The sequence below is a fragment of the Methanoplanus sp. FWC-SCC4 genome, from assembly GCF_032878975.1.
GTDB classification, from domain to species: domain Archaea; phylum Halobacteriota; class Methanomicrobia; order Methanomicrobiales; family Methanomicrobiaceae; genus Methanochimaera; species Methanochimaera problematica.
Genome location: NZ_CP043875.1, coordinates 1956711 through 1981887 on the forward strand (window position 1 = coordinate 1956711; position 25177 = coordinate 1981887).

At 45.0% G+C, this 25177-nt stretch carries 21 protein-coding genes, 1 tRNA gene and 2 rRNA genes; 15 read left to right on the forward strand and 9 right to left on the reverse strand.

Annotation, left to right across the window (positions count from 1 at the left end; translation table 11 throughout):
- Window positions 1–2 precede the first annotated feature (2 nt).
- Together F1737_RS09920 and lonB are read right to left on the reverse strand one after the other, a co-directional pair.
- Window positions 3–1328 carry a TldD/PmbA family protein gene (locus F1737_RS09920; RefSeq protein WP_317136426.1) on the reverse strand — a complete coding sequence of 442 codons (1326 nt, stop codon included), beginning with the start codon at window positions 1326–1328 and terminating at the stop codon, window positions 3–5.
- Window positions 1329–1385: 57 nt separating this feature from the next.
- On the reverse strand, window positions 1386–3491 hold the full coding sequence (gene lonB, locus F1737_RS09925; protein ID WP_317136427.1) for an ATP-dependent protease LonB: 2106 nt from the start codon (window positions 3489–3491) through the stop codon (window positions 1386–1388).
- Between the two features lie 80 nt (window positions 3492–3571).
- Here lonB and F1737_RS09930 point away from each other — a divergent pair, with 80 nt between their 5' ends.
- The 6 genes from F1737_RS09930 (at window position 3572) to F1737_RS09955 (ending at window position 8639) form a co-directional block, all read left to right on the forward strand.
- Complete coding sequence (locus F1737_RS09930; RefSeq protein WP_317136428.1) at window positions 3572–4420, forward strand: ribose-phosphate diphosphokinase; 849 nt, start codon at window positions 3572–3574, stop codon at window positions 4418–4420.
- A gap of 31 nt (window positions 4421–4451) precedes the next feature.
- Entirely contained in the window at window positions 4452–4910 is a 459-nt protein-coding gene (locus F1737_RS09935) for an NOB1 family endonuclease (protein WP_317136429.1), read from the forward strand.
- A gap of 21 nt (window positions 4911–4931) precedes the next feature.
- Window positions 4932–5555 carry an orotate phosphoribosyltransferase-like protein gene (locus F1737_RS09940; protein ID WP_317136430.1) on the forward strand — a complete coding sequence of 208 codons (624 nt, stop codon included), beginning with the start codon at window positions 4932–4934 and terminating at the stop codon, window positions 5553–5555.
- Between the two features lie 124 nt (window positions 5556–5679).
- Window positions 5680–6150, forward strand: a complete 471-nt coding sequence (locus F1737_RS09945) for a chemotaxis protein CheW (protein ID WP_317136431.1) — start codon at window positions 5680–5682, stop codon at window positions 6148–6150.
- A 172-nt stretch (window positions 6151–6322) separates the two neighbouring features.
- Window positions 6323–7912 carry a thermosome subunit alpha gene (gene thsA / locus F1737_RS09950; RefSeq protein WP_317136432.1) on the forward strand — a complete coding sequence of 530 codons (1590 nt, stop codon included), beginning with the start codon at window positions 6323–6325 and terminating at the stop codon, window positions 7910–7912.
- Between the two features lie 199 nt (window positions 7913–8111).
- Window positions 8112–8639 carry an Ig-like domain-containing protein gene (locus tag F1737_RS09955; protein ID WP_317136433.1) on the forward strand — a complete coding sequence of 176 codons (528 nt, stop codon included), beginning with the start codon at window positions 8112–8114 and terminating at the stop codon, window positions 8637–8639.
- Between the two features lie 19 nt (window positions 8640–8658).
- Here the strand turns inward: F1737_RS09955 and F1737_RS09960 are convergent, their stop codons facing one another.
- The 3 genes from F1737_RS09960 to F1737_RS09970 all read right to left on the reverse strand — a co-directional run bounded on the left by F1737_RS09960 (window position 8659) and on the right by F1737_RS09970 (window position 11553).
- Complete coding sequence (locus F1737_RS09960) at window positions 8659–8862, reverse strand: ubiquitin family protein (protein WP_317136434.1); 204 nt, start codon at window positions 8860–8862, stop codon at window positions 8659–8661.
- 53 nt (window positions 8863–8915) lie between these two features.
- On the reverse strand, window positions 8916–9908 hold the full coding sequence (gene ilvC, locus F1737_RS09965) for a ketol-acid reductoisomerase (protein ID WP_317136435.1): 993 nt from the start codon (window positions 9906–9908) through the stop codon (window positions 8916–8918).
- A gap of 70 nt (window positions 9909–9978) precedes the next feature.
- Window positions 9979–11553, reverse strand: a complete 1575-nt coding sequence (locus F1737_RS09970) for a 2-isopropylmalate synthase (RefSeq protein ID WP_317137894.1) — start codon at window positions 11551–11553, stop codon at window positions 9979–9981.
- 200 nt (window positions 11554–11753) lie between these two features.
- On the opposite strand from F1737_RS09970, the gene F1737_RS09975 reads away from it, so the two are divergent.
- The 7 genes from F1737_RS09975 (at window position 11754) to F1737_RS10005 (ending at window position 18665) form a co-directional block, all read left to right on the forward strand.
- On the forward strand, window positions 11754–13268 hold the full coding sequence (locus F1737_RS09975; protein ID WP_317136436.1) for a 2-isopropylmalate synthase: 1515 nt from the start codon (window positions 11754–11756) through the stop codon (window positions 13266–13268).
- On the forward strand, window positions 13240–14937 hold the full coding sequence (gene ilvB / locus F1737_RS09980) for a biosynthetic-type acetolactate synthase large subunit (protein ID WP_317136437.1): 1698 nt from the start codon (window positions 13240–13242) through the stop codon (window positions 14935–14937). The genes F1737_RS09975 and ilvB overlap by 29 nt, the downstream gene beginning before the upstream one ends.
- Entirely contained in the window at window positions 14938–15441 is a 504-nt protein-coding gene (gene ilvN, locus F1737_RS09985; RefSeq protein WP_317136438.1) for an acetolactate synthase small subunit, read from the forward strand. It begins immediately after the preceding gene.
- 5 nt (window positions 15442–15446) lie between these two features.
- A complete protein-coding gene (locus F1737_RS09990; RefSeq protein WP_317136439.1) occupies window positions 15447–16697 on the forward strand; it encodes a 3-isopropylmalate dehydratase large subunit in 1251 nt (416 codons plus the stop codon).
- A gap of 2 nt (window positions 16698–16699) precedes the next feature.
- Window positions 16700–17188 carry a 3-isopropylmalate dehydratase small subunit gene (locus tag F1737_RS09995; RefSeq protein ID WP_317136440.1) on the forward strand — a complete coding sequence of 163 codons (489 nt, stop codon included), beginning with the start codon at window positions 16700–16702 and terminating at the stop codon, window positions 17186–17188.
- The gene (locus F1737_RS10000) at window positions 17176–18294 is read left to right on the forward strand and encodes an isocitrate/isopropylmalate dehydrogenase family protein (protein WP_317136441.1); all 1119 of its coding nucleotides are present in this window, start codon (window positions 17176–17178) and stop codon (window positions 18292–18294) included. Before F1737_RS09995 ends, F1737_RS10000 begins: the two co-directional genes overlap by 13 nt.
- Before the next feature lie 98 nt (window positions 18295–18392).
- The gene (locus F1737_RS10005) at window positions 18393–18665 is read left to right on the forward strand and encodes a zinc ribbon domain-containing protein (RefSeq protein WP_317136442.1); all 273 of its coding nucleotides are present in this window, start codon (window positions 18393–18395) and stop codon (window positions 18663–18665) included.
- Window positions 18666–18733: 68 nt separating this feature from the next.
- Here the strand turns inward: F1737_RS10005 and F1737_RS10010 are convergent, their stop codons facing one another.
- Window positions 18734–19003 carry a hypothetical protein gene (locus F1737_RS10010; RefSeq protein ID WP_317136443.1) on the reverse strand — a complete coding sequence of 90 codons (270 nt, stop codon included), beginning with the start codon at window positions 19001–19003 and terminating at the stop codon, window positions 18734–18736.
- A gap of 232 nt (window positions 19004–19235) precedes the next feature.
- Here F1737_RS10010 and F1737_RS10015 point away from each other — a divergent pair, with 232 nt between their 5' ends.
- Window positions 19236–19652 (forward strand): MarR family winged helix-turn-helix transcriptional regulator, encoded by a 417-nt coding sequence (locus F1737_RS10015; RefSeq protein WP_317136444.1) that lies wholly within the window; start codon window positions 19236–19238, stop codon window positions 19650–19652.
- Between the two features lie 19 nt (window positions 19653–19671).
- On the forward strand, window positions 19672–21657 hold the full coding sequence (locus F1737_RS10020; RefSeq protein WP_317136445.1) for a heavy metal translocating P-type ATPase: 1986 nt from the start codon (window positions 19672–19674) through the stop codon (window positions 21655–21657).
- A 229-nt stretch (window positions 21658–21886) separates the two neighbouring features.
- Here the strand turns inward: F1737_RS10020 and rrf are convergent.
- From rrf to F1737_RS10035, 3 genes are all read right to left on the reverse strand, one after another.
- Window positions 21887–22008: ribosomal RNA gene (gene rrf, locus F1737_RS10025) — 5S ribosomal RNA — on the reverse strand.
- A 74-nt stretch (window positions 22009–22082) separates the two neighbouring features.
- Window positions 22083–22154: transfer RNA gene (locus F1737_RS10030), tRNA-Cys, on the reverse strand.
- Window positions 22155–22203: 49 nt separating this feature from the next.
- Window positions 22204–25126, reverse strand: a 23S ribosomal RNA gene (locus tag F1737_RS10035).
- Window positions 25127–25177 lie beyond the last annotated feature (51 nt).

Sequence of the window (25177 nt, forward strand, 5' to 3'; positions counted from 1 at the left end):
GATCACCCCTGTCCTCCTACAACAGCACTTTTCAGAAGAATATGCGGAGAACCGTCAGTTACAGGAACGCTCTGACCGCCTTTCCCGCAGTATCCCGGATTCATCACCCTGTCACCGGCACAGAGAACGATATTGTGCAGGGTTTTTAGAATGTCGCCTGTTAATGACACATCCCTAACCATTCCGGCAAGCTCCCCGTTTTCGATTAAATATCCGTATTCCGCATTGAACTGGAAAACCCCTCTTCCGGGATCAACCTGTCCGCCCCGTGAGCCTTTCAGAAGAATACCTGATCTGCACTCTGCAATTATTTCATCATACGAAGAGTCACCGTTTTCAATAAATGTGTTGCTCATCCTTACAAGAGGGACGGCTCCTGCCTCTCCTCTTGAATGCCCTGCATCACCGTCGCCTACGACAGCAAGTGTCTGCCTGTCATGGATGAATGAGTTTAAAACTCCGTTTTTGATAATATCGGTTCTCTTCGGAAGAACACCCTCGGCATCGACAGGCATAAATCCGAATTCGTGAAGTGTCGGATCATCCACTACACTTACAATATCCCCACCTATTTTTTCACCGATTTTTCCGCGAAGGACTGAAACGCCCTCTTTTACAAGATCACCCTCAGAGGCATGCCCGACTGCCTCATGGGCAAAGACGCCTGCCAGCTCCTGATCCAAAACGGCATCCATTATTCCGCCCTTTGCAGGGGATGCAGAAAGAAGCTTTATTGCACGTTCCGCTGCTTCAAGGCCCTTATTTTCCTTGTGCCTCATATTAAGGCCGAGAATTGTATGCTCACTCTCGCGTCCGGCCTGCATTATGTCATTCTCTTTTGCAACGGCGGAAACAGAGTAGCCAGACCTGCACATATCATACTTATATTCGTTTCCGGAGGAATCGGTATAAAAAACAGTTCCGAGGCCTTCGGTGTAGTTTGCACGGGAGTTGACGATTCCCTTTATTTTTGCGGCCTTTTCAATGTTTAAGAGAAGTTCACATTTTTCTTCGAGTGAAACATCCTGCGGATTCTCCTTCATGGCAGGAACAGGAAGAATGCCTGACTTTGCATCGCCAAGGGAAACCTCCTCTTCGGTCACACTTGCGTATCTCATTGCAGTGGAGATATACTCATCAATCTCCTTTTGGGATTTCATGCTGTAATTTTCAATAATTGCAACACCCCAACCTTTACGTCCGAGGACTCTGAGGGTTGCGGTGTCAACAAAACTTACAGAAGCAGATTCAACAATGCTGTTGTCTATCTCTATGTGGGTTGATGACCCGGAAACATGTCTTATATCATAAAATGCGGGCTCTTCCATAAAAGCTCCTCCAAAATCCAAAAAAAATTATTTGGGAATGATTAACAGTTAATTCATTCAGGCTCCGGGGACTTTCTTCCCGGATGTGCCTGAAACTTTCTCAAGAAACTCTGCCGGTGTCATCCTTGCAAGGTTTCTGATCTTTTCCATGAATGCCTCTTTCCTCTCCGGCACAAGTGCAACATCAAGAACCTCTTCGATGGTACTGACAGGAATTATCTCAACCATGTCCTTGTAGCGTTCTTCAATTAAGACATCATCAAGGTTTGAATGAGGAATAATTACAGTTTTAATTCCTGCCTTTGCCGCAGCCTCAATCTTGTATGTCGCTCCTCCGATAGGAAGAACATTGCCTCTGACAGAAAGTGATCCTGTCATAGCAACATCCTGTCTTACAGGAATGCCTTCAATTGCACTGATTACAGCTGTTGCAACACTTACCGATGCCGAGTCACCCTCAACACCGCTGTATGTTCCGATGAACTGAATGTGGACATCCATGTTTCTGATGTCACGTCCGGTGAACTTTTTGACAATCGCACTTACGTTGGTGATTGATTCCTGTGCAATCTCCTTTAACAGACCTGTTGCTACAATTGTACCTGTCGCACCCTGTGTGGGGGTTGCCTCTGCCATAATCGGAAGCACCTGACCGGAGTCCTGGCCGACAACTGCAAGACCGTTTACACGTCCGACTTTTATTCCGTCGACAACTGTCAGTTCGTAATCCCTGCTTCTCTTTGTGTACTCGTCTGAGATCTGATCCTCAACAGAGCGTGCGATTGACTTTGCCTTTAGCACATGATCGGTGGTTGTTACAGGTGCGTTGTCCTGCCTTGCCATATCACCTGCAACACGGATAAGACCGCCCATATCACGAAGCTTAAGGGTGATATGCCCCTTTCTGTTGCTGCGTCTTCTTGCCTCACGCATGATCTCTTCTATTGCACCCCTGTCAAACGGCGGGATCTTTCCGTCGTTTTTGATCTCCTGTGCAATGAACCTGATAAACTTCTTCTGGTTTTCAGGTGTGTCAGGCATTGAATCCTGCATGAAAACCTCATATCCGTATCCCCTGATACGTGATCTGAGTGCAGGGTGCATTCCTTCCATTGCATCAAGATTACCGGCTGCAATCATGACAAAACGGCACGGTACCGGCTCGGTTTTAACCATTGCACCGCTTGAACGCTCACTCTGTCCGGTGATTGGGAATTCTCCCTCCTGAAGTGCAGTTAAAAGATTCTGCTGTGAGTGGGGAGTGAGGGTGTTTATCTCATCAATAAAGAGCACACCCTTGTTTGCCTTGTGTATTCCGCCTGCTTCCACACGATCGTGTGCAGGGGTTTCAAGACCTCCGGACTGGAAAGGATCGTGCCTTACATCGCCGAGAAGGGCACCTGCATGCGATCCTGTTCCGTCTATATATGGTGCATTTCCATCCTTCTCACTTGAAACAAGAAGTTTTGGCACCATCATCTCGTCTTTCGGCCTTGAATACTGAAGAGCCATGAAAATAAATGCCGCTGCAATTATTCCCATGAGCATTGCACCGATTATGATTGAATACCCGACAATTCCAAAGATAAGAACCATTATCAGAGTGTTTCTTGTCTGGGCACGCTTTCGGGCCTCGGCCTTGTGGGCATTTACAATCTCCTTTCCCCTACCGGCTTTTACTGTCCGGATAATAGGGGTATTTGAATCTTCAGAGTTCGGATATACCAGTATATCCTGAAGATCCTCTTTTGGAAGAAGTTCGGCCATTGCCTTTGCAAGCATGGACTTACCCGTACCGGGCGTTCCGATCATCATTACATGACGGCGCTGGATTGCCGCTTTTTTGATGACCTCCACTGCATGCTCCTGCCCTATGACCTGATCAACAAGTCTTTCGGGAACAGGAATATCAGATGATGATTCGATATTATCAAGGTTTATTTCATCAGTTGTCTGATGCTTTTTATCTGATTCATCTTCACCGCCGGCTGTCTCCACCGGTTGTGATATGGCGCGTGAGATTACATCCTGACCTTCGGTAATGCCTTCTTTAATCTCTGCATTCCGGTCGTGAATTTGGTTCTCACGATCCATTGAATCCAAAGACCCGGGCTTTTCCGTCTCGTTTTGAATATTTTCTGGTTTGTTATCGTTGTTTACCATTAATGAGTTAACCTCTTGAAAACGATAGTGCTTAAATGATTCATTCGTGATACTTTAAGTACTTTCTACAACAGGTAATTATGATGAAGATCATCTGCAACGAAAAATCACAGGTTTTAGCCGCTAAAACCGCCAAATCTACAGGTTTGGAACTTGTCCCGACAGAGTTTAAAAAATTCCCCGACGGCGAATTGTATGTTAAGACAGGTATTGTCGATTCTGAAACGGTTATCATCGCCAGCATCACAGACAGCGATTCCTTCATACAGACACTTCTGTTAATAGACGCATGTGTGGGATCCGATGTAACCCTTGTAATACCATACATGGGGTATGCAAGGCAGGATAAAAAATTCAATGACGGAGAACCGGTCAGTGCAAGGGCAATTGCAAGAGCTCTTTCAAACGGGATTAACCGTGTATATACAATTAATATACACGAAAAAGCTGTCCTTGATTTCTTCTCCGTCCCGGCAGAAGACCTCTCCCTTGCACCTTTCATCGGGGATTACATAAGCAGTATGAACCTTGAAAATCCGCTTATACTTGCACCGGACAAAGGGGCGGCAGAGTTTGCAAAGGATGTGTCAGAAAATACAGGCCTTGAATGCGACTATCTTCATAAAACAAGACTCTCGGGAACAGAAGTCAGAATGGAGCCGAAAAACCTTCCGGCACTGGACAGATGCGTTGTTATCGTCGATGACATAATTTCAACCGGCGGGACGCTGGCAACCGCAACCGGAATGCTAAAAGAACAGGGTGCAACAGAGGTTCATGCAATATGTGTACACGGTGTTTTTGCAGCAGGAGGATTTGCAAAACTCTCGGCAGGCGGGCCGGCCTCCGTCATATCAAGTGACACAATAGAATCCGCATCAAGTAAGGTTTCAGTTGCAGAATGCATTAAAAGTGCCCTGATAAAATAAAATTAAAAAAATCATACAGTATAATAGTATAATGACAACAAGAATCCTTGATTCATCTTTCTTTTTTCTCGACATACCAATAGACGGCGAGTGCATGATACCTGCACGGGTGGAGGATGAATTAATTGACATAAGGGCAAAAGCCCGCCTTGAGGCAATGAAAGCCAAAGGAATGAGGGTCTCTGAGCCTTCACGGGAATCACTTGAAAGGGCGAGAAAGGCAGCACTTAAATCAGGTGACATTACTGTTCTTTCAGAAACCGACCTGGATGTCGTGGCACTTGCACTTGACACAGGGGGCGATGTGGTTTCAGATGATTTCGCGGTATCAAACACTGCACAGACACTTGGCCTCAGGGTAATTCCTCTTCAGCAAAGAGCAGCCAGAAAGATTCGCTGGAGATACAGGTGTCAGGGATGCGGCAAATACTACTCAAAACCCGGTACATGTGAAATCTGCGGTGCTGAGATTAAAAGAAAGCTTAAATGATCAAAAACATATTCTATTTTCATGTCATCCCTTGATGATCTCATTGAAAGGGCAAAGATGCTCCACTCTGAAGGCAGGAGTCAGAGTCAGATCGCTGACGAAATGAGTCTTTCCGTTGAGACTATTACATGGCTTTTAACCCAGCAGAAAGGTGAGAAGGCGGCTCCAAAGGATATACTAATTGACTGGTCGGCAATAAGCTGCTATGCCGACATGCTTGAGGATATATCCGTAATGATGCTGAAGAGATTCTATTATGCACAAGAAGAGCTTTTGGAATCAGACGAAAAGGAGATCTGCGAACCTGATGTAATCATCGGAATTGCACACTCGGGAATTCCGCTCGCAACCATGATTGCAGGCGAGGAGGATTGCCAGTTTACAATGTATCACCCTAAAAAACATGCACAGGGAGAAAATCCGGCAGGTTCACTCAACAGCAGTTTCGCAAATGTTACAGGCAAAAAATGCCTGATTGTCGATGACGTGATTACAAGCGGCAACACAGTTTCAGAGGCGGTTGATTATATAAGAAGCCACGGCGGATGTCCTGTCGGCATTGTTGTAATCTTTGACAAACGCGGCATTAAAGAGATCAACGATGTTCCACTGTATTCTCTCGTTAAAGCAGAGAGAATTGACTAAAAACCCAGATATTATTTTGAAAAGGTATGCAGTCACCAGGTGACTTACATATAAAATCAATAATATTATCTCTTGCCGCACAAAAAGAATCTTAATAAAACCAGTATGACTTCAGGTGTAAATTATGGCAGTAATCGATGTAGTGGTCTTTGAGATCAGTAAAACTCTTTATGCACTGGATATTAATCTTGCCCGGGAAATTGTGGAAATGATGCCAATAACCCCCGTTCCACGTGCTCCCTCACATATTGCAGGTATCATAAATCTAAGGGGAGAAATCACCAATATTATTAATCTGAACCGTATCCTGAATCTCCCGGAAAATGAGGATATTGAAAGTCAGAAGATTATTGTATTGGTTCCGGAGGCAACCGGTGGTTCAAATATAGGAATTATTGTTGACAACGTCCACAGTGTGATTCAGGTTGACGAAGACAGAATAGACCCGATGGACAATGCAATCTCAAAAGAAGCATACGTCAAGGGAATCATTAAGGAAAAATCTGATATCGCCGAAGGCGAGGGTAAAACAGATCTTATCATATGGATTGATCTAAGTCTTATCCTGGCAGATTTATATGAAGAGCGAACCTGAAGGGATATTCGGATTTTCTCTGATTATGCTCATCCAAAAGAGATAAAATACTTTTTTTCAGCATAATTACAGTTATAATAACAAATTATATAAGAAGAGATCTCAAACCAAACACTATATATAGAATTACAATTCCACATTTATGGAAGATCATAGTAAGGAGTATCTGCATATGTTAGCGGGACAACAAGTAGTAATTTTACGCGATAATGTTGATGTAACAAGCGGTATGGAGGCACAGCACTCAAATATTATGGCATGCAAGGCCATTGCAAGTGCTGTCAGAACCACCCTCGGACCGCGTGGTATGGACAAAATGCTCGTCTCACCATCAGGTGATGTAGTTATCACAAACGATGGTGCAACAATTCTTCACGAACTTTCAGTCGAGCACCCGGCAGCAAAGATGGTCATTTCCGTTGCCGAAGCACAGGATGACGAAGTCGGAGACGGAACAACAACTGCATCTATTCTTATCGGGGCCCTTATGGAAGAAGCTGAAATTCTTCTCAAAAAAGGCATTCACCCGACAATCATTGCAAAAGGATATACCTTAGGTATGGAAAAGGCAATGGAAATTCTCAATGCAAACGTCATTGAGGCAGCTGCGGATGACCGCGAGATGCTCTTAAAGGTTGCAGGAACAGCAGTTACCGGCAAGTCAATCGAGTCAATGAAAGAGAAGATCACAGGAATCATTGTTGACGCTGTTTTAGCTGTTGCACAAAAAGCAGAGGACGGCACATACACCGTTGATGAGGATGATGTCAGGATTAAAACCGTAGTCGGCGACAGTATGGATGACGCGGAGCTTATCACCGGATTCTTAATTGACAAGACACGCTGTGATCAGGGAATGCCAAAGAAAGTGGAAAACGCTAAAATTGCACTTTTATCAATGCCTCTTGAAGTCAAAAAGACAGAGACAAAGGCAAAGATTAAAATCACAAGCTCAGAGCAGGTTGAGGCATTCTCCGAAAAAGAGAAGGAATCCCTCAAAACAATGGCTGAAGCAATCAAAGCCTCAGGCGCAAATGTTGTACTCTGCCAGAAAGGCATTGCTGACGCTGTTCAGTACTTCCTCTCCCACGATGGAATCCTTGCAATTCAGGATGTTCCTGAAAAAGACATGAAGGCATTTGCACGTGCTCTTGACGGAACAATCGTAAACGCTGTTGCAGACCTTGAAGAATCAGTTCTTGGAAACGCAGATCTCATTGAAGAGATGAAGGACATCGCTGCAACAAAGTTCACAGGATGCAAAAACGGAAGCACAGTAAGTATTCTCATCAAAGGTTCAAACCAGATCTTTGTTGACGAACTTGAGCGTGCTGTATATGACTCCGCACGTGTTGTAATGGATGCACTCGAAGACGGTAAATTCGTAGTCGGCGGCGCAGCAATCGATACAGAACTTTACCTTAGCATTCGCGACTATGCATCAACAATGGGCGGAAGAATTCAGCTTGCAATCGAAGCATTTGCAAACATATTTGAAACAATTCCAGCCACTCTTGCAGAAAACTCAGGACACGACCCAATTGATATCCTTGTCGATTTAAAATCCGCTCATGCAAACGGAAGCAAATATGCAGGCCTTAACGTCTACACCGGAAAAGTTTCCGACATGTATGAAGCAGGCGTAATTGAGCCTATGCGTGTAAAAAGACAGGCAGTCCAGAGTGCATCTGAAACAGCATGCCTCTTAATCCGTGTGGATGACATGATGGTTTCAAAGTCAGCCGCACAGATGGCAAGATAATAATAAAAATAATAAAAATTTTCAATCTTTTTTTCGCCTGAATATTATCACATATTTAAAAAAATACAGCTTTTTGTCATTGGATAAATATTCCGATACAGGATAAACCAGATAACCGTCCTGTTACACAGTCTGATAAAACCTGATTTATTCATTTATATATCCTCCTTTCAAACTTTTTTAAAAAGGAGAAATAAATATGAAACCTAAAAGTCTCATTTTTTCAGGGATTACAGTCATGTGCATTCTTCTGGCACTTGCAATGCCGGTTGTCGCAGGCACGGTTTCTGAGGAAATGTCTGATGCATATTTAAAAAATGCATCTCCAGTGGCACCTGAAACCAAAGATGAAACAATATCTCTCGAACTGATTGCCAAAACGAAGGTTGTAAACAACGGCGACACCATAAAACTTGCAGCCATTGCAACTGATAGTGAAAACAGACCTCTTTTAAACCGGACGGTTTTGTTCTTCCAGAATATTGTCGTCGCAGGGATAAATGTTGACACTGTAATGGGAGAGGCTGTCACAAATGAAAACGGAGTTGCAATCTTTAAAAGCGTTGTATCAACAGACGGAAACTACGGTGAACTTTTCGCAGGTGCCGGAATACAAAAAGAAAATTCTGATGATATCTTCTCCTCAGAGCATGTCATGATAAGAGTAATAAACGAATATCCGGTAGTCTCTGAGGATAAGAGCGGAAACAAAAAAGTATTAAACTAAAATCTGATTTTTGAGCGATTTATCCCCTCGAAGAAGTGGTATATACAATAATCTCCCCTTCTTTCGCGGGTTCATCCTCTGGAATGAACTTCCCGTTTTTAGAGAGAATAACAGTGTCAGGGACAACATCAATTGCCAAAAGGATATCAGCGTATGTTTCGCCCTCCTCAAAACAGCATTCCAAATCCTCATTCTCACGCTTAAAAATCAGTCTGCACATCATAATATCACAAAAGATTTCAAATAGACAGTTAAAAAGAGGTTTTGGATATGTATTCAATCTTTCTTAAACTGAGGCATCATCGACCTTAATTCGGCACCGACCTCTTCTATTAAATGCTCTTCATCAGCACGGTTTAGTGCATTGAAAACCGGCCTGTTGACCATGTTTTCCAAAATCCACTCCTTTGCAAACTCTCCGGTCTGAATCTCACAGAGTATCTCCTCCATTGCATCGTAGCTTTCAGCACCGATTACACGCGGACCTCTTGTTAAGTCACCGTACTGTGCCGTATTTGAGATCGAGTCCCTCATCTTTGTAAATCCGCCTTCATAGATCAGATCGACAATGAGCTTTAATTCATGAAGAACCTCAAGATATGCCATCTCCGGTGCGTATCCTGCCGCAACAAGAGTTTCAAAGCCGGCTTTTACAAGACATGTGACTCCTCCGCACAATACTGCCTGTTCTCCGAAGAGATCAGTCTCTGTCTCCTCACGGAACGTGGTCTCAAGGACAACGGCACGGGTTGATCCTATTCCCTTTGCATAGGCCAGAGCGATATCTTTTGCATTTCCGGTATAGTCCTGTTCAATGGCAATAAGCCCCGGTACACCCTTTCCGTCCTCATATGTTCTTCTGACCATATGTCCGGGCCCCTTTGGTGCAACCATTACGACATCAACATTTGCAGGAGGAACTATCTGACCGTAGTGGACATTAAATCCGTGTGAAAACATCAGACAGTTGCCATCGGCAAGAAATGGTCTGATATCCTCTCTGTAAACTTCCGCCTGCTTCTCATCAGGGAGAAGAACCATTATGATATCGGCTTTCTTTGCCGCTTCCGAGACTCCGTAAATCTCAAAACCGTCTTCTACCGCCGCATTACGGCTTTTTCCCTCGCGGATTCCGATGATTACATTCAGACCGCTGTCCCTTAGATTTAATGCCTGTCCGCGTCCCTGTGAACCATAACCCAGCACTGCTATTGTGGAGGATGAGATTTTTTCAAGGTCGGCATCGGATTCATAGTATTTTTTTATCATCTTTTTTCCCTCTGTTCTGGTTTAGAGTAATTAACACAATTGTTATTTGAAATTTTTCCAGGCATGATTCTTATTTTTCAAACGAAAACCCTCCTGAACGGCAGACGATATTGATCCCGTTTACCATCGCCTCTGCAGAGGCCAGGACTATATCACTTCCTGATGCACCTGCATCAAATATATGCCCTTTATTGTCCTCAACAGATATGGTAACGCTTCCGATGGCATCGGAGCCTCCGGATATCGCCTCAACCTGATAGCTTTTGAGCTCGATTTTACCGGGGAATATCCCAAGCAGTGCCTTCATTGCAGCATCCACGGGGCCGTCACCGGTGGCTGAGAAAATCTTCTCCTCCCCCCTCACAATTGCCCTTACACTTGCAGTCGGCAGGGCATGATTTCCGGTGAAGATGGAGATGTCATCAAGGACAATCGCTTTTTCGGCTCCGCTGGTTCCCATAATGCTGTCAGCAATCTCAAAGAGATCATACTCGGTCACTTTCTTTCCCTTTCCGGAGATCTCCTTGACTTTGAAGATTATCCGGTCAAGGGTCTCTTCATCAGGATTTATTCCGGCATCAGAGAGCATCTGACGGACGGCATGCCTCCCGACATGCTTCCCAAGCTTTAAACGCCGCCTGTGGCCGACCATTTCAGGAGTCATTATCCCCGGCTCGAATGTTTTCGGGTCTGACATAACCCCGTGGGAATGAATGCCACTCTCATGGGAAAATGCATTTTCCCCGACAACAGGCTGAATTGGCAGAATCGGAATTCCCGATAACCTTGAAACAAGCCTTGATGTTTCAACAAGCTTTTCAGTCCTGATGTTTGTTGAAATGCCACAGATTGCCTCCATAATCATGACAGTCTGGGAAATATCCGCATTGCCTGCACGTTCACCAATACCGTTCACCGTAACCTGAACCTGATCGGCACCTCCCTCGACTGCCGCAATTGTGTTTGCAACCGCAAGCCCGAAGTCATTGTGGCAGTGAACGTCAATTTTGCATCTGACTTTTTCACGGATTTGTGATACAAGAGGTTTCATCATTGACGGGGTAAAGACACCCACCGTATCAGGCACGTTGATAACGGCTGCTCCGGCTTCGTCTGCGGCCATATAGGCTTCGATTAATTCGACAGGGTTTGTCCTTGTCGCATCCATCGCGGAAAACATCACCTGGTCACAACCCGAACAGGCATAATCCACAATTTCACGGATAATTTCGAGAACTTCCTCATGGGTTTTTTTAATCGTGTGCTCCCTCTGAATCTCCGATGTTGGAATGAAAACATGAACCATATCAACGCCGCTGTCAATACAGCGGTCAACATCGGATTTCACAGATCTTGCAAGACCACAGATCTTTGCCCCGGTATTTTCACCAGCAATCTTCCTGACGGTCTGGAATTCTACATCTGAAGACGCAGGAAAACCCGCTTCAATAACATCAACACCGATCTCTGAGAGATGGCGTGCAATTTCTATCTTCTGATCAAGCGTGAAAGACACACCCGGAGTCTGTTCCCCGTCACGTAGTGTGGTGTCAAAAACAGTTACTTTTCTAAATGCTTCGCTATTCTTCACATTATCGGTGAAGAAGGCGACCTGCCGCTTGTTCAGCGACTCTCCGAATCCCATATTTCTGAGACATAACAATACATAAGTGCCGCTGAAAGCATATATACTTTTTCCACACGGTTCACACAAGCCAGATCTTCCGCAACCCTGGTGCATTTTTCTATAATCTATATACTCAAATGGTGCAAAAAATTGGGTTTTGGCATAACATTTATATACAAATTACAATCAGAATAGTTCTGGGAGTTGAAATCCTATGAGTGATTACTTTCTTTGCCGATAAAAAATTACGTTTCCTTGACACAACTCTTCGTGACGGGGAACAGACACCCGGTGTTTCACTGACACCTGAACAGAAACTAAAAATCGCATCTGCACTCTCTGATATGGGAATACATACCATTGAAGCCGGAAGTGCCATGGCATCAGAAGGAGAGCGGGAGGCTGTTAAACTGATCTCAGAGGCTGGCCTCCGTTCGGAATGCTGTACCTATTCAAGGGCAAAACATGGGGATATTGACATTGCGGCAGATTGTGGTGCAGACTCGATACACCTGGTGGTGCCTGTATCTGACCTTCACATAACGAAGAAACTCGGGAAGACAAGGGACGAGGTGTTCAAAATGGCCATTGATGCTGTCCGATACGCCAAAGAACGCGGCCTTATAGTCGAACTCTCAGGAGAAGACGCATCAAGGGCCGACCCCTCATTTCTAAGGAATCTGTTCAGGGAGGGAGTCAGAAACGGTGCCGACAGACTTTGTTTTTGCGACACCGTCGGCCTTTTAACGCCTGAAAAGACAGCAGAACTAATTCCTGAATTCTGCCTTGCACCACTGTCCATACACTGTCACAATGACCTCGGATTAGGACTTGCAAACACAATTGCGGCTCTGAAATCAGGGGCCTCCTGTGCCCATGTGACTGTAAACGGTCTTGGCGAACGTGCGGGCAATACTGCACTCGAAGAGCTTGTGATGTCACTTGAAAAGCTCTACTCATATGACACGGGCATTTCAAAGGAAAAGATATACCCGCTTTCAGTCCTTGTCTCAAAGCTTACAAAAGTGCCGCTTGCAACAAACAAACCAATTGTGGGCGAGATGGCTTTCACTCACGAAAGCGGAATCCATGCACACGGACTTTTGAGGGACGCAACAACCTACGAGCCGATGTCACCCGAGACTGTCGGGAGAAAAAGGAGGATCATACTTGGAAAGCACTCCGGCACTGCGTCAGTTAAGGCGGCACTCTCCGAACTCGGATATGAGCCTGACGACCAGCAGCTAAAAGAGATCGTTTCAAGAATTAAAAAACTCGGAGACAAGGGCATAAAAGTGACAGATGCAGATGTAATGGCCGTTGCTGATGCAGTCATGATGCTTGAATGCAAACCGGTGATTGACCTGAAGCAGTTTACGATTGTAAGCGGCAGCAACTCAATACCCACAGCCTCGGTTACGATGGTTATAAACGGAGTGGAAGTCACCGGGGCTTCGACAGGAACAGGTCCGGTTGACGCCGCCCTTAAGGTTCTTGAACAATCGGTTGCTTTTGCAGGCGATATCAGACTTGAGGAATATCATGTCGATGCCATAAGCGGCGGTGCTGATGCAATGGTGGATGTCACGGTGAAGCTCAGGAAGGACGGAAGAATATTAACCTCCAGAGGCGCAAGAACAGATATCGTAGAAGCAAGTGTGGAGGCGGTAGTATCAGGAATGAATCGTTTATTGAGGGAGGAAAATGAAAACCGGAGCAGGAATACTGATTGATAGTCTCAAAGAACTGGGAGTAGAGATAATATTCGGATACCCCGGCGGAGCTGTTCTTCCAATTTATGACGAACTCTATGAGGCTGACATTAAGCACATACTTGTAAGGCATGAACAGGCGGCAGTCCATGCAGCTGACGGTTATGCAAGGGCAAGCGGACGTGTCGGAGTCTGTCTTTCAACCTCAGGCCCGGGTGCATGCAACCTTGTATCAGGGATTGCAACTGCAAATATGGACTCTGTTCCGGTAGTGGCCCTTACAGGACAGGTTCCTACCGAAATGCTCGGAAACGATGCATTTCAGGAGTCAGACATAACCGGGATAACAATGCCGGTTACAAAGCATAATTTTCTGGTAAAGGACGTAAAGGAACTCAAAAGGACTGTAAAAGAAGCATTCCTGATTGCAGGGACGGGCAGAAAAGGCCCGGTCCTTATTGATCTTCCAAAGGATGTCCTTACTGAAAAGATAAACCCAGAAGATCTTTACTCAGACGTCCCCGATCTAAAAGGATACAAACCGACCTACAAAGGACACCCAAACCAGATTAAAAAAGCACTCGATCTGATAAATGAATCAAAAAAACCGGTCATATACGCAGGTGGGGGAGTCATTGCAGCCGGTGCATCCGGAGAACTTGTCAGATTTGCAGAGATGTTTGAGATTCCGGTTACCACAACAATGATGGGACTCGGAGCAATACCTGCAAAACACCCGCTGAATCTTGGGATGCTCGGAATGCACGGGACAGAATACGCAAACTACGCCATCACCGAATGCGACCTTCTCATTGCAATAGGGGCACGGTTTGACGACAGGGTAACAGGTAAAATCGAGCATTTTGCACCTGATGCAAATATCATACATATCGACATAGACCCGGCAGAGATAGGGAAAAACATAGCAGTAAATATCCCGATAGTAGGCGATGCAGGGCAGATACTAGCGGATATGATAGAGAGAGGCAAACCAGGCGAACAAAAAGGTACCGAATGGACGAAACAGGTTCATAAATGGCGTGAAAATCACCCTCTCAAAATCATTGATGACGGAAAACTCCACCCGCAGTCAGTCATCAGGAAACTCTCGGAAATCCTGAACGGAGAAGGAATAATCGTAAGCGAAGTCGGCCAGAATCAGATGTGGGCCGCCCAGCACTATTCCTTTAAAAACCCACGCCAGTGGATTAGTTCAGGCGGACTCGGGATGATGGGATTCGGATTTCCGGCGGCAATTGGGGCACAATATGCACGGCCAAACGAGCATGTCGTCCTTATTGCAGGCGACGGCAGTTTCCAGATGAACATACAGGAACTTGGAACAGTTGCCCAGTACAGAATACCTGTCAAAATGGTGATCCTGAATAACATGTATTTAGGCATGGTACGGCAGTGGCAGGAACTCTTCTACGAGAAGAGATATTCATACACCGATCTCCCCGAAGTTGACTTTGTCGGAATTGCCAGGGCATACGGTATTCCGGGCAGAAAAGTTGAATCAGCGGATGATATTGAAGAATCACTGAGGAAAGCCATTGAAACGGACGGCCCTTATCTTCTTGATTTCCGCATAGAAAGAGAGGAGAATGTATTCCCGATGGTTCCTGCCGGAGCCGGCATCAGTGAGATGATTGGAAAACATGAAACAGACGATAAAGGAGATGACTAAATGAGCCAGCACATACTCGGCGTTCTTGTGGAGAACAGATCAGGTGTACTTGCAAGGGTCTCGGGTCTGTTTTCAAGGAGGGGTTTTAACATTGAGAGTCTTGCGGTCGGAACCTGTGAAAGCCCTGATATGAGCAGGATAACAATTGTCGCAGGCGGTGATGACCTGCATATTGAACAGATTAAAAAACAACTCAATAAGCTTATCGAGGTCATCAAGGTAACCGACATAACCGAGAGAAGCCATGTTGCCCGCGAACTTGCCTTAATTAAAGTAAATGCAGATCCGGGACAGGCACGATCAGAAATAATGCAGATTGCAGGAATATTCAGGGCAAAAATAATTGATGTCGGACAAAAGACGCTTGTCGTTGAAGTGACAGGAGATTGTGAAAAAATCAGGGCGATAGAAGATCTTCTAAAACCCTACGGGATTACCGAGCTTGTAAGAACAGGAGTTGTTGCATTACAGCGGGGAGAATCCACAAACCCTACAAATAAGTGATTATAATGGGCAAAACAGTAGCAGAAAAGATATTTTCAGGTAAATGCGGAAAGGAATTCCGTGCGGGAGAGGTAGTTATGGCGCCTGTTGACGGGGCGATGATCCATGACATAACAGGCCCTCTTGCAATAAACGTATTCAAAGAAATGGGCGGAAAAAAAGTATTTGATCCTAAAAAGATCATTATGCTCTTTGACCACCAGATCCCGGCAGACTCGATTGCGGCAGCAGAAAACCATGTGATGATGAGGAATTTTGCAAAAGAGCAGGATATATTCAACTACGACTTAAAGGAAGGTGTCTGTCACCAGGTTGTTCCCGAAAAGGGAAGGGTAAAACCAGGGGACATTGTTGTCGGATCTGACTCACACACATGTGCGTATGGTGCCCTTGGTGCATTTTCAACCGGAATCGGTTCAACAGATATGGCATTTGTCCTAAAATTCGGGGCACTTTATTTCAGGATACCGGAGAGTATAAAAGTTGAAGTCAGCGGCAGTTTCCAGAGACGTGTAGGCCCTAAAGACCTCATCTTAGGTCTTGCAGGCGATATAGGAGCGGACGGGGCAACATACAAATGCCTTGAATTCTGTGGGCAAACATTTGCTGAGATGGATATGTCAGGAAGGATGACATGTTCAAATATGGCAATCGAGATGGGGGCAAAGGCAGGCATTGTGCCGCCGGACAGGGTTACATGGGAATATCTTAAAAACAGGTGTGAAACAGAGCCTTTTCTACTCAATGCCGATGAGGATGCCGTTTATTTCGAGAAAAGATCATGCAACATCTCATCTCTCGAACCAAAAATTGCCGTACCCCACAATGTCGACAATGTAGTTGACGTCTCGGAAGTTGCCGGAAGAAAAGTCGACCAGGTGTTTATCGGTTCGTGCACAAACGGGAGATATGAAGACTTCAAAGAGGCGGCAGAAGTGCTTGGGAATGATAAATTCTCAAACGATGTGAGGGTCATAATCGTTCCTGCATCAAAGGACGAATACCTCAAATGCCTGAAAGGAGGACTTATTGAACTTTTCGTTGAGGCCGGAGCACTCGTAGAGGCTCCCTGCTGCGGACCATGCATGGGGGGAATGTTCGGACTCCTTGCACCAGGAGAGGTCTCGCTTTCAACATCAAACCGCAATTTCAGAGGAAGGCAGGGCAGCACTGAAGCGGAAGTTTATTTATCATCTCCTGCAACCGCCGCAGCAAGTGCGATCACAGGGGTTATAACAGATCCAAGGGAGGTCTGAAGATGAGAGTATGGAAATTCGGAGATGATATTGACACCGATGCAATAATACCGGGCAGATTTCTGACAATCTATGATCCAAAGGAACTCTCCCGGCATGCATTTGAGGGAACACGCAATGATTTTGCAAATGAAGCAAAGACAGGGGACATTATCGTTGCAGGAAGAAATTTCGGGTGCGGCTCCTCACGTGAGCATGCACCCCTTGCCCTAAAAGGAGCCGGTATCGGGTTTGTGGTTGCAAAATCCTTTGCAAGAATCTTTTACAGAAACGCAATAAATACCGGTGTTCTTCCAATAGTCTGCCCGGAAACCGATGTAATAAGAGACGGCGACAGTATTTCTGTAAACTTAAAAGAGGGTGTGATCACAGCAGGCGATAAAAAGCTCTTAATTGAACCGGTTCCTGAATTTATGCAGAAAATTGTAGATTCAGGAGGTCTTGTAAACTACGCAAAGGAAATGGAGGAGGTATCTGTATGTACAAAGTAGCATGTCTGCCCGGAGACGGCATAGGGCCTGAAATAATCTCGGCAGGCAGAAAAGTTCTTGATGCTGCCGGAGAGCGTTTCGGATTTGACATCGAATGGGACGAATATGATGTTGGGGCTGAAAGATATATTTCGACAGGCCAGCTCATATCAGAGGATGAATTAAAGGAACTCTCAAATTATCGTGCCATTTATTTTGGCGCAATAGGGGATGACAGGGTAACTCCGGGAGTTCTTGAAAAAGGAATTCTCCTGGCGGTCAGGTTTTACTTTGACCAGTATATAAACCTGAGACCTGTAAAACTCTTAAAAGGAGTGGAAACACCGCTTGCAAACAAGAAGCCCGAAGACATCGACTTTGTGGTTGTGAGGGAAAACACCGAGGACTTTTACGTAGGGATCGGATCAAGGGTAAAATCAGGAGTTACAAAGAATGAGCTAAAGGTAGTCAGGGATCTCTATAGTGTTAAATTCGGGCTTGATGTGGAGACAGACGCTGATGAACTTGCATACCAGATAGGGGTGCTGAGCAAAAAAGGTTCTGAAAGGGTCATAAGATACGCGTTTGATCTTGCAGAAAAAAGAAGTAAAAAACTTGCTTCGGTTGACAAGGCAAATGTGCTCACAGATGTTTACGGACTCTGGCGTGAGGTCTTCAATGACGTATCAAAAAATTACCCTGATGTTTCAACAGAGTTCAACTTCGTTGACGCCGTTACGATGTGGTTTGTTAAAAACCCGGAGTGGTATGACGTTCTGGTAACCCCAAACATGTTCGGTGACATCATAACAGATCTCGGTGCAATGATCCAGGGAGGGCTTGGTCTTGCACCCGGAGGCAACATTAACCCTGACGGAACTTCGATGTTTGAGCCCATACACGGTTCTGCACCTAAATACAAAGGCAAAAATATTGCAAATCCTCTTGCGACAATCTGGGCAGGCTCGATGCTCCTTGATCACCTCGGTGAGAATGAAGCAGCGGCTGCTGTTTTGTCTTCAATTGAACACAGCATAGAGGAAAGGGCGGTAACAAGGGATATGAAGGGCAACCTTAAAACATCTGATGTCGGGGAATGGATTGCAGAAGATCTTTTAAAGGGATGAAAAGTCACCCGCATAAATTGCCGGCCGGAATTCCGGAAAAATCACAATATACTTTTTTATACACATAAATCCCAAGGGTTAAATTAAGAGGATTTATAATGAACGAACAAAATGAAGAACTGTTCTGCCAGTCATGCGGCATCCGGATAAAGAGTTCTGATGAACAGGGGACTGAAAAGGACGGCTCAAAATCGCCTCATTACTGTAGTTACTGTTATATGAGAGGAGAATTTCTTCAGGCGGACATTACAGTAAACGAAATGATCGAACTTAGTGCGGTAAAAGCCAATAAAATAAATGTTATGCCCTACGATGAGGCAAAAAAACTGAACTCAGTAGTCATTCCGGGATTAAAAAGATGGAGAGAATGATATATAACGAAACCCCCCGTCATGTGAGAGTTATTGTTCATTAGTGCTGACGATTCTGACTTTTATGGTCACCACCTGATCTTCTCCTGTTTTTTTACCCCCTCCCCATATGGCAAAATCTCATATCCGTGGACATTTTTTTCTTCATCGATCTCAATATTAAGTGAAAGTCCGGCTTCCGGATTTTCAAAGGACAACATCAGGGGATCTCCTCCCATCTGAATAAAACCAAGCGAAATAAGATGTTTTTCGATCCCTGATATATTTCCCTGTCCGCATTTTTCAAAAAGCACTTCTGCTTTTTCCATGATAATTTTTTGATCAACTAACCCCTGCATAAGCGGATTATATACAGGGGATTTATATAATTTTTACCCAGAGTACAGGAAGTTATGGAAGGCTAAAAATACCGGATTCTGACTTTTAATATTTTAAAATCGTTTCATATATGCCCCTAAGTCTTTGAAAAACATATTTTCCCGGCTTATTAAAAACTATATCATCAAATAGTTTGAATCTCAAACTATCATACATACAAACTATCACAAGATCAAAATATACGGGACACTTATGAAAACGATTGAGAAATTAAATGAGAATCTGGTGGATTTCTTCGACAGGATAACATCATGGGAGACATCTGTCATACAGTCGGGACCGCTTACAATTTCAGAGGCACATGCAATTGAAAAGATCGGCCATTACGGCAGCATGAATATGAAAGATCTTTCAGGGAAACTCGGCGTTACAACAGGAACCACGACAATTACAGTAGACAGGCTTGAAAAGGGCGGATATGCAGTCAGAAAAAGGCCTGAAAACGACAGAAGATCGTACATAATAGTACTGACACAAAAAGGGCAGGAAGCATTTCTGGATCATCATAATCATCACTTAAATCTTGCAAAGGAGATCTCTTCCGTCCTTTCTGAAGATGAAATTTCAAATTTCAGTGAAATTCTGGAAAAAATCAACGAAAATATCTAATTTACAGATCAGTGAAATAATGACAGAGAAATCACAGTTACATAAAGACCATCATGAAGACAGCTGTAAGGAGAACTGCTGTGCTCATGATCATTCACATGACAAAAACACAGGATGCGGGTGTGGATGCGGACACACCAACACCGGTAAAGACAGGTTTGTTCATGAGATAATCAGATTTACAACAGCCGGTATTTTGATAATAACAATAGTTTTGGGAGAGTTTTTCGGACTTCTCAAACCGGAAGTCATTGCATTCATCGCAATACTCTCACTTGTGTTTACAGGAATTCCTATTATATCAAATGCACTACGGGGACTTTTAAAAGGCAAAAGAAATGTATGTGAACTCGCAGCACTTGCGATTGTCGCCGCAGTCGCGGTAGGTGAATACACGATTGCGGCAGAAGTCGGTTTTATAATGGCAATTGGTGAGATTGCCGAAAGCTATGCCTACAACAGATCAAAAAGGGACATTGAAAAGATTGCAAAGGGAAATCCCCGGTACGCTTTTGTAAAAAAAGAAGGACAATTTGTTGAACTGCCTGTAAACCTGATTAATGTGGGGGACACAGTACTCGTAAGACCAGGGGATATTGTTCCGGCAGACGGAAAAATAGTTCTCGGAAACACCAGCATTGACGAATCATGCCTGAGCGGAGAGAGTATTCCCGTTGAAAAGCAGGAAGGAGAAGCCGTTTTTTCAGGCACTGTCAACCAAAACGGTTCGGTTGAAATTACTGTCCTTAAAAAAGGCGAGGATTCAACCTATTCAAAGATTGTAAAGCTTGTAAAAGAGGCAGAACAAAGGCGGCCTCCGTCCCATCCGTTCATTGACAGGTTTGCAAAAATATATACACCTCTGATACTTGTGATTGTTATTTTTGTCTGGCTGTTTACAGGCAGTATTGAGAGGGCAATTACAGTTTTAATCGTTGCATGCCCGTGTGCACTTTTAATGGCGACACCCTCGGCCATTCTTGCCGCAACCGGTGCCGGTGCAAAGAAAGGAATTTTGATTAAAAGCGGCCAGTATCTTGAATCGGCTGACAAAATTGATGAAATCCTTCTGGATAAAACAGGCACCATCACAAGCGGACAGATGAGAGTTGCCAAAATAATCACATTTAACGGTGAGTCAAAAGCCGGACTTTTAAAAACAGCGGCAGGGGCGGAAACAGGATCAGAACACCCGATAGCAAAAGCCATTGTCAGTTATGCCACTGAAAACGGAATTGAAACTGAAAAATACTCCCAAATGAATCTTCACGCCGGCCTTGGAATAGAGGCTGAATCTGAAAGTTCAAAGGTATTTGCAGGAAACATCCACTTTATCAAAAATTCAGGAATACGGGTTTCTGAAGATGTACACCAAAAAACTGATGAGATGTCAAATTCCGGAATTACTTCTGTAATAATCTCCAGAAATAATGAAATTATTGGAATTTTGGGCATCGAAGACACAATCAGACCTGAATCAGCAGAAACTATTGAGACTCTTGAAAAGATGGGTATCAAAAATATTTCAATGCTCACCGGTGACAATGAGGCGGTTGCACATTCGATATCCAAAAAATGCAGAATAAAGGATGAAAATGTATATTCAGGTCTTTTACCTGCACAAAAACGTGAAATGGTTGAATCACTTCAAAAAAATGGCATGACAGTATGTTTCGTTGGTGACGGTACTAATGACGGGCCGGCACTGGCACAGGCGGATGTGGGTGTCGGTATAGGTTCACGTGAAAATACTGTTGCTCTTGAGACTTCGCATGTTGTTCTTTTAAGGAACGGGTTAAAATCACTTGCAGACTTTATCAGACTTGGAAAAAGAACTACAAAGATAATTAAGTATAATGTCATCTTTGCCATGGGGTTAAGCGGGCTGATGGTACTGCTTGCAGGCACCGGAATCATTACCCCCTCAATTGGGGCAATAGGACATCAGGTAGCAACCCTTGCAGTGCTGATAAATTCAGCACGTTTAGGAAAATTCCTTAGCTAAATCTGTTATAAATCTATATTTTTATCTTTTTTCTTTCAAATCTGATATCAACTGCTCCTTTTTCTGCTTATCATCGTTTCAACCATGATGTATTATGTGGAACATGATGTTCAACCTGAAAATTTTAACAGATTTCACACTACAAAATTAAAAACCAAGACTAATTTTACAAAAGTTTGCACTACAATTAAAAAAACTTAACAAAAAAGACTCAAATCTTCTAGCAGAACAATTGCAGCGTTGGACGGTTCCCGAGAACTCTCGTATCTCAGTACAACGTCCTACGTAAGTGGGCTTAACTGCCGGGTTCGAAATGAGTCCGGGTGTTGCCCCACTGCTATGGCCGCAATTGAACAGGAAATTTCGCGATTCGGAAATCACAGATTTCCTGTACCTTCAAACTTTCTTGCGAAAGTTATTCAGGAAGCCAAGGCCCGGACTTGAACCGGGGTGTAGTCGCTCTGCAGGCGACCGCGTGGCCGCTCCGCCACCTTGGCCATAAGGACCGTATACACAAGATTTCGTCTGGACTTTAACGGTTATTCCTTTGCTGAATTATCGGACGTTAGTGCTTGTGGACTGAACACGTCGTTGCCTTCGTGCGTACATCCCAAGTCTATCAAACGAGTCTTTTACTCGTGTCCTATAACGAAGTCTCTTTTAGGGTCAGGTTTCAAGCTTAGATGCTTTCAGCTTTTATCCCTTATCGCGTAGCCACCCGGCACTGCCCTGTCGGACAACCGGTCTACCAGTGGCGACGACGGAAAGTTCCTCTCGTACTATTTCCGTCTTACCCTCAGACTTCCAACACTCCATATAGATAGTAACCGACCTGTCTCACGACGGTCTAAACCCAGCTCACGATCCCCTTTAATAGGCGAACAACCTCACCCTTGGCTGCTGCTGCACAGCCAGGATGGAAAGAACCGACATCGAGGTAGCAAGCCGCCGGGTCGATATGTGCTCTTGCCGGCGACGACTCTGTTATCCCCGGGGTAGCTTTTCTGTCGTCAATAGCACTCATCAAAAGCGCGTATTGGTTCGTTAGACCCGAGTTTCCTCTCGCAGATACTTGCTATTCGTATCAGCGTCAGGCCAACTTTTGCTCTTGACACTCTCCTGTGAGTTTCTGACTCACATGAGTTGACCTTGGGGCACCCTTGATATCTTTTCGAGGGTGTGGCGCCCCACCCAAACTGCCTACCTACCGATGTCCTCTCAAAGAGAGTTAGTGTTACAGTAAACCAAGGATGGTGTCTCAGATTGCGACTCCACTGCCCCCACGAGGGCAGCTTCGATGTCTCCCATCTACACTGCGCAAGGAATACCGTAACACAACGACAGGCTGCAGTAAAGCTCCACGGGGTCTTCACTTCCCATATGGAGGCCCTAGCCTCTGCACTAGGATAAAATCTTCAACGGACTTGTGTTTGGGACAGTAGGACTCTCGTTAATCCATTCATGCAAGTCGCCAATTAAGCGACAAGGTACTACGCTACCTTAAGAGGGTCATAGTTACCCCCGCCGTTTACAGGTCCTTCGTCCGGTTGTACCCGGTTTTCAGATACCTGCACTGGGCAGGAATCACAGACTATACTAGTCCTTTCGGAGTTGCAGTCTGCTATGTTGTTATTAGACAGTCGGAGTCCCCTGGTCACTGCGACCTGCCCAATCACTGGGCAGGCACCCCTTATTCCAAAGTTACGGGGCTATTTTGCCGAGTTCCCTAAACACAATTAAACCGACACGCCTTAGCCTTCTCAGCTAGGGGCACCTGTGTCAGATCTCGGTACGGACATCTTGTCCCCTTTTCACGGGCTCCGGGAATTTGCTTTATTACTCCATCACGCTTTCACTCAATTCTCACCATTACGGTTCTCCAGGAGCTTATACGATTAGACAGGGCGACAGCCCTGCAAAGCATATCCGGAAGCGTCAGGATTATTGACAGATGGTACAGGAATATTAACCTGTTTCCCTTTCGCTGTACTCGAGTTACGGTACAACTTAGGACCGACTAACCCTCGACTGACGAACATTGTCGAGGAAACCTAGCCCCTTCGGCGGTTGGGATTCTCACCCAACTATGCTTCTACTAATGCCAGAATTCTCATTTCTACACGGTCCACAGGAACTTACATCCCTGCTTCTACCCATGCACAACGCCTCTCTACGCCATCACATTGCTGTGGTCCGTGGTATCTGTGGTAGGTTTGAGCCCCGTCCATTTTCTGCGCCCTAAATCTCGACTGGTAAGCTGTTACGCACTTTTTGAAGGATAGCTGCTTCTAAGCTGACCTTCCAGTTGTCTTTGACCTAGGACATCATTTAGTGTTTACACTTAACCTACACTGAGGGACATTAACCACGGTCTGGGTTGTCTCCCTTACGCACTACAAGCTTACCCCGTAGTGCGGACTTCCAAGCTTCTACGGCGATGGGGAATTCGGAGTTTGACAGCAGGGTAAGGGATTTCTCCCCCAACTCCCACAATCAGTGCTCTACCTCACCATCTACCTCTGCTCAGGTCATGCTACGGCATGTTTCGAGAGGAACCAGCGGATGCCCAGTTCGATTGGCCTTTCACCCCTATACGCAGGTCACACGAATGATTTGCATATCAATACCGCTTCGGCCCTCCACGCAACTTTCGTCACCCTTCAGCCTGCCCACGCATAGATCACTGGGCTTCGGGTCTTATCCTATCGACTCCACGCACTTTTAATACGCCGTCCCATGTAAAAACTACGGACATGTCGCTTTCGCTTCGGCTTCCCGTAAGGTTAACCTCGCCAATAGAATAAACTCTCTGGCCCGTTCTTCAAAACGTAAGTTATGACGCCGGCAATGTATCCCATACTACAGCCTCACGACTGATTCTTTCGATACAAAGATCCTTTCACGCCATAACACACTATCACCTACCAGTTTCAGGCACTTATTCACCACCTTTCCAGGGTTACTTTTCAGCTTTCGCTCACGCTACTATTGCGCTATCGGTTTCGAGGAGTATTTAGTTTTGGAGGTTGATGACCCCCAGATTCTCGCGAGATTTCCAACCCACGATACTCAGGACATCACCAGGACAAAAGAAACATACGTGTACGGGACTGTCACCCTCTTTGGTTTGACGTTCCAGAACAAATTCCACTTCGAATCTAATGCCCGAACGGTGAGCCTTCAACACCACATCTCCCGCGAACGGGATTCAGTTTGAACTCTGTCGCTTTCGATCGCCTTTAATAACGACATCTCGATTGATTTCTCTTCCTCTCCCTACTAAGATGTTTCAATTCGGGAGGTTGCCGATCCAAAAGGATCGCTTCCTAAAAGGAAGCAGGATGTCCCATTCGGGGATCTCCGGATCATAGACTCCTTGCGTCTTCCCGGAGCTTATCGCAGCTTGGCACGCCCTTCATCGGCACTCGAACCGAGCCATTCACTGGCAGGCTAAATGTAATTCAGCATTATCGGTTTAACCGCTAAAATCCATTTAACGTCTTGTGTATACGTCCTATAC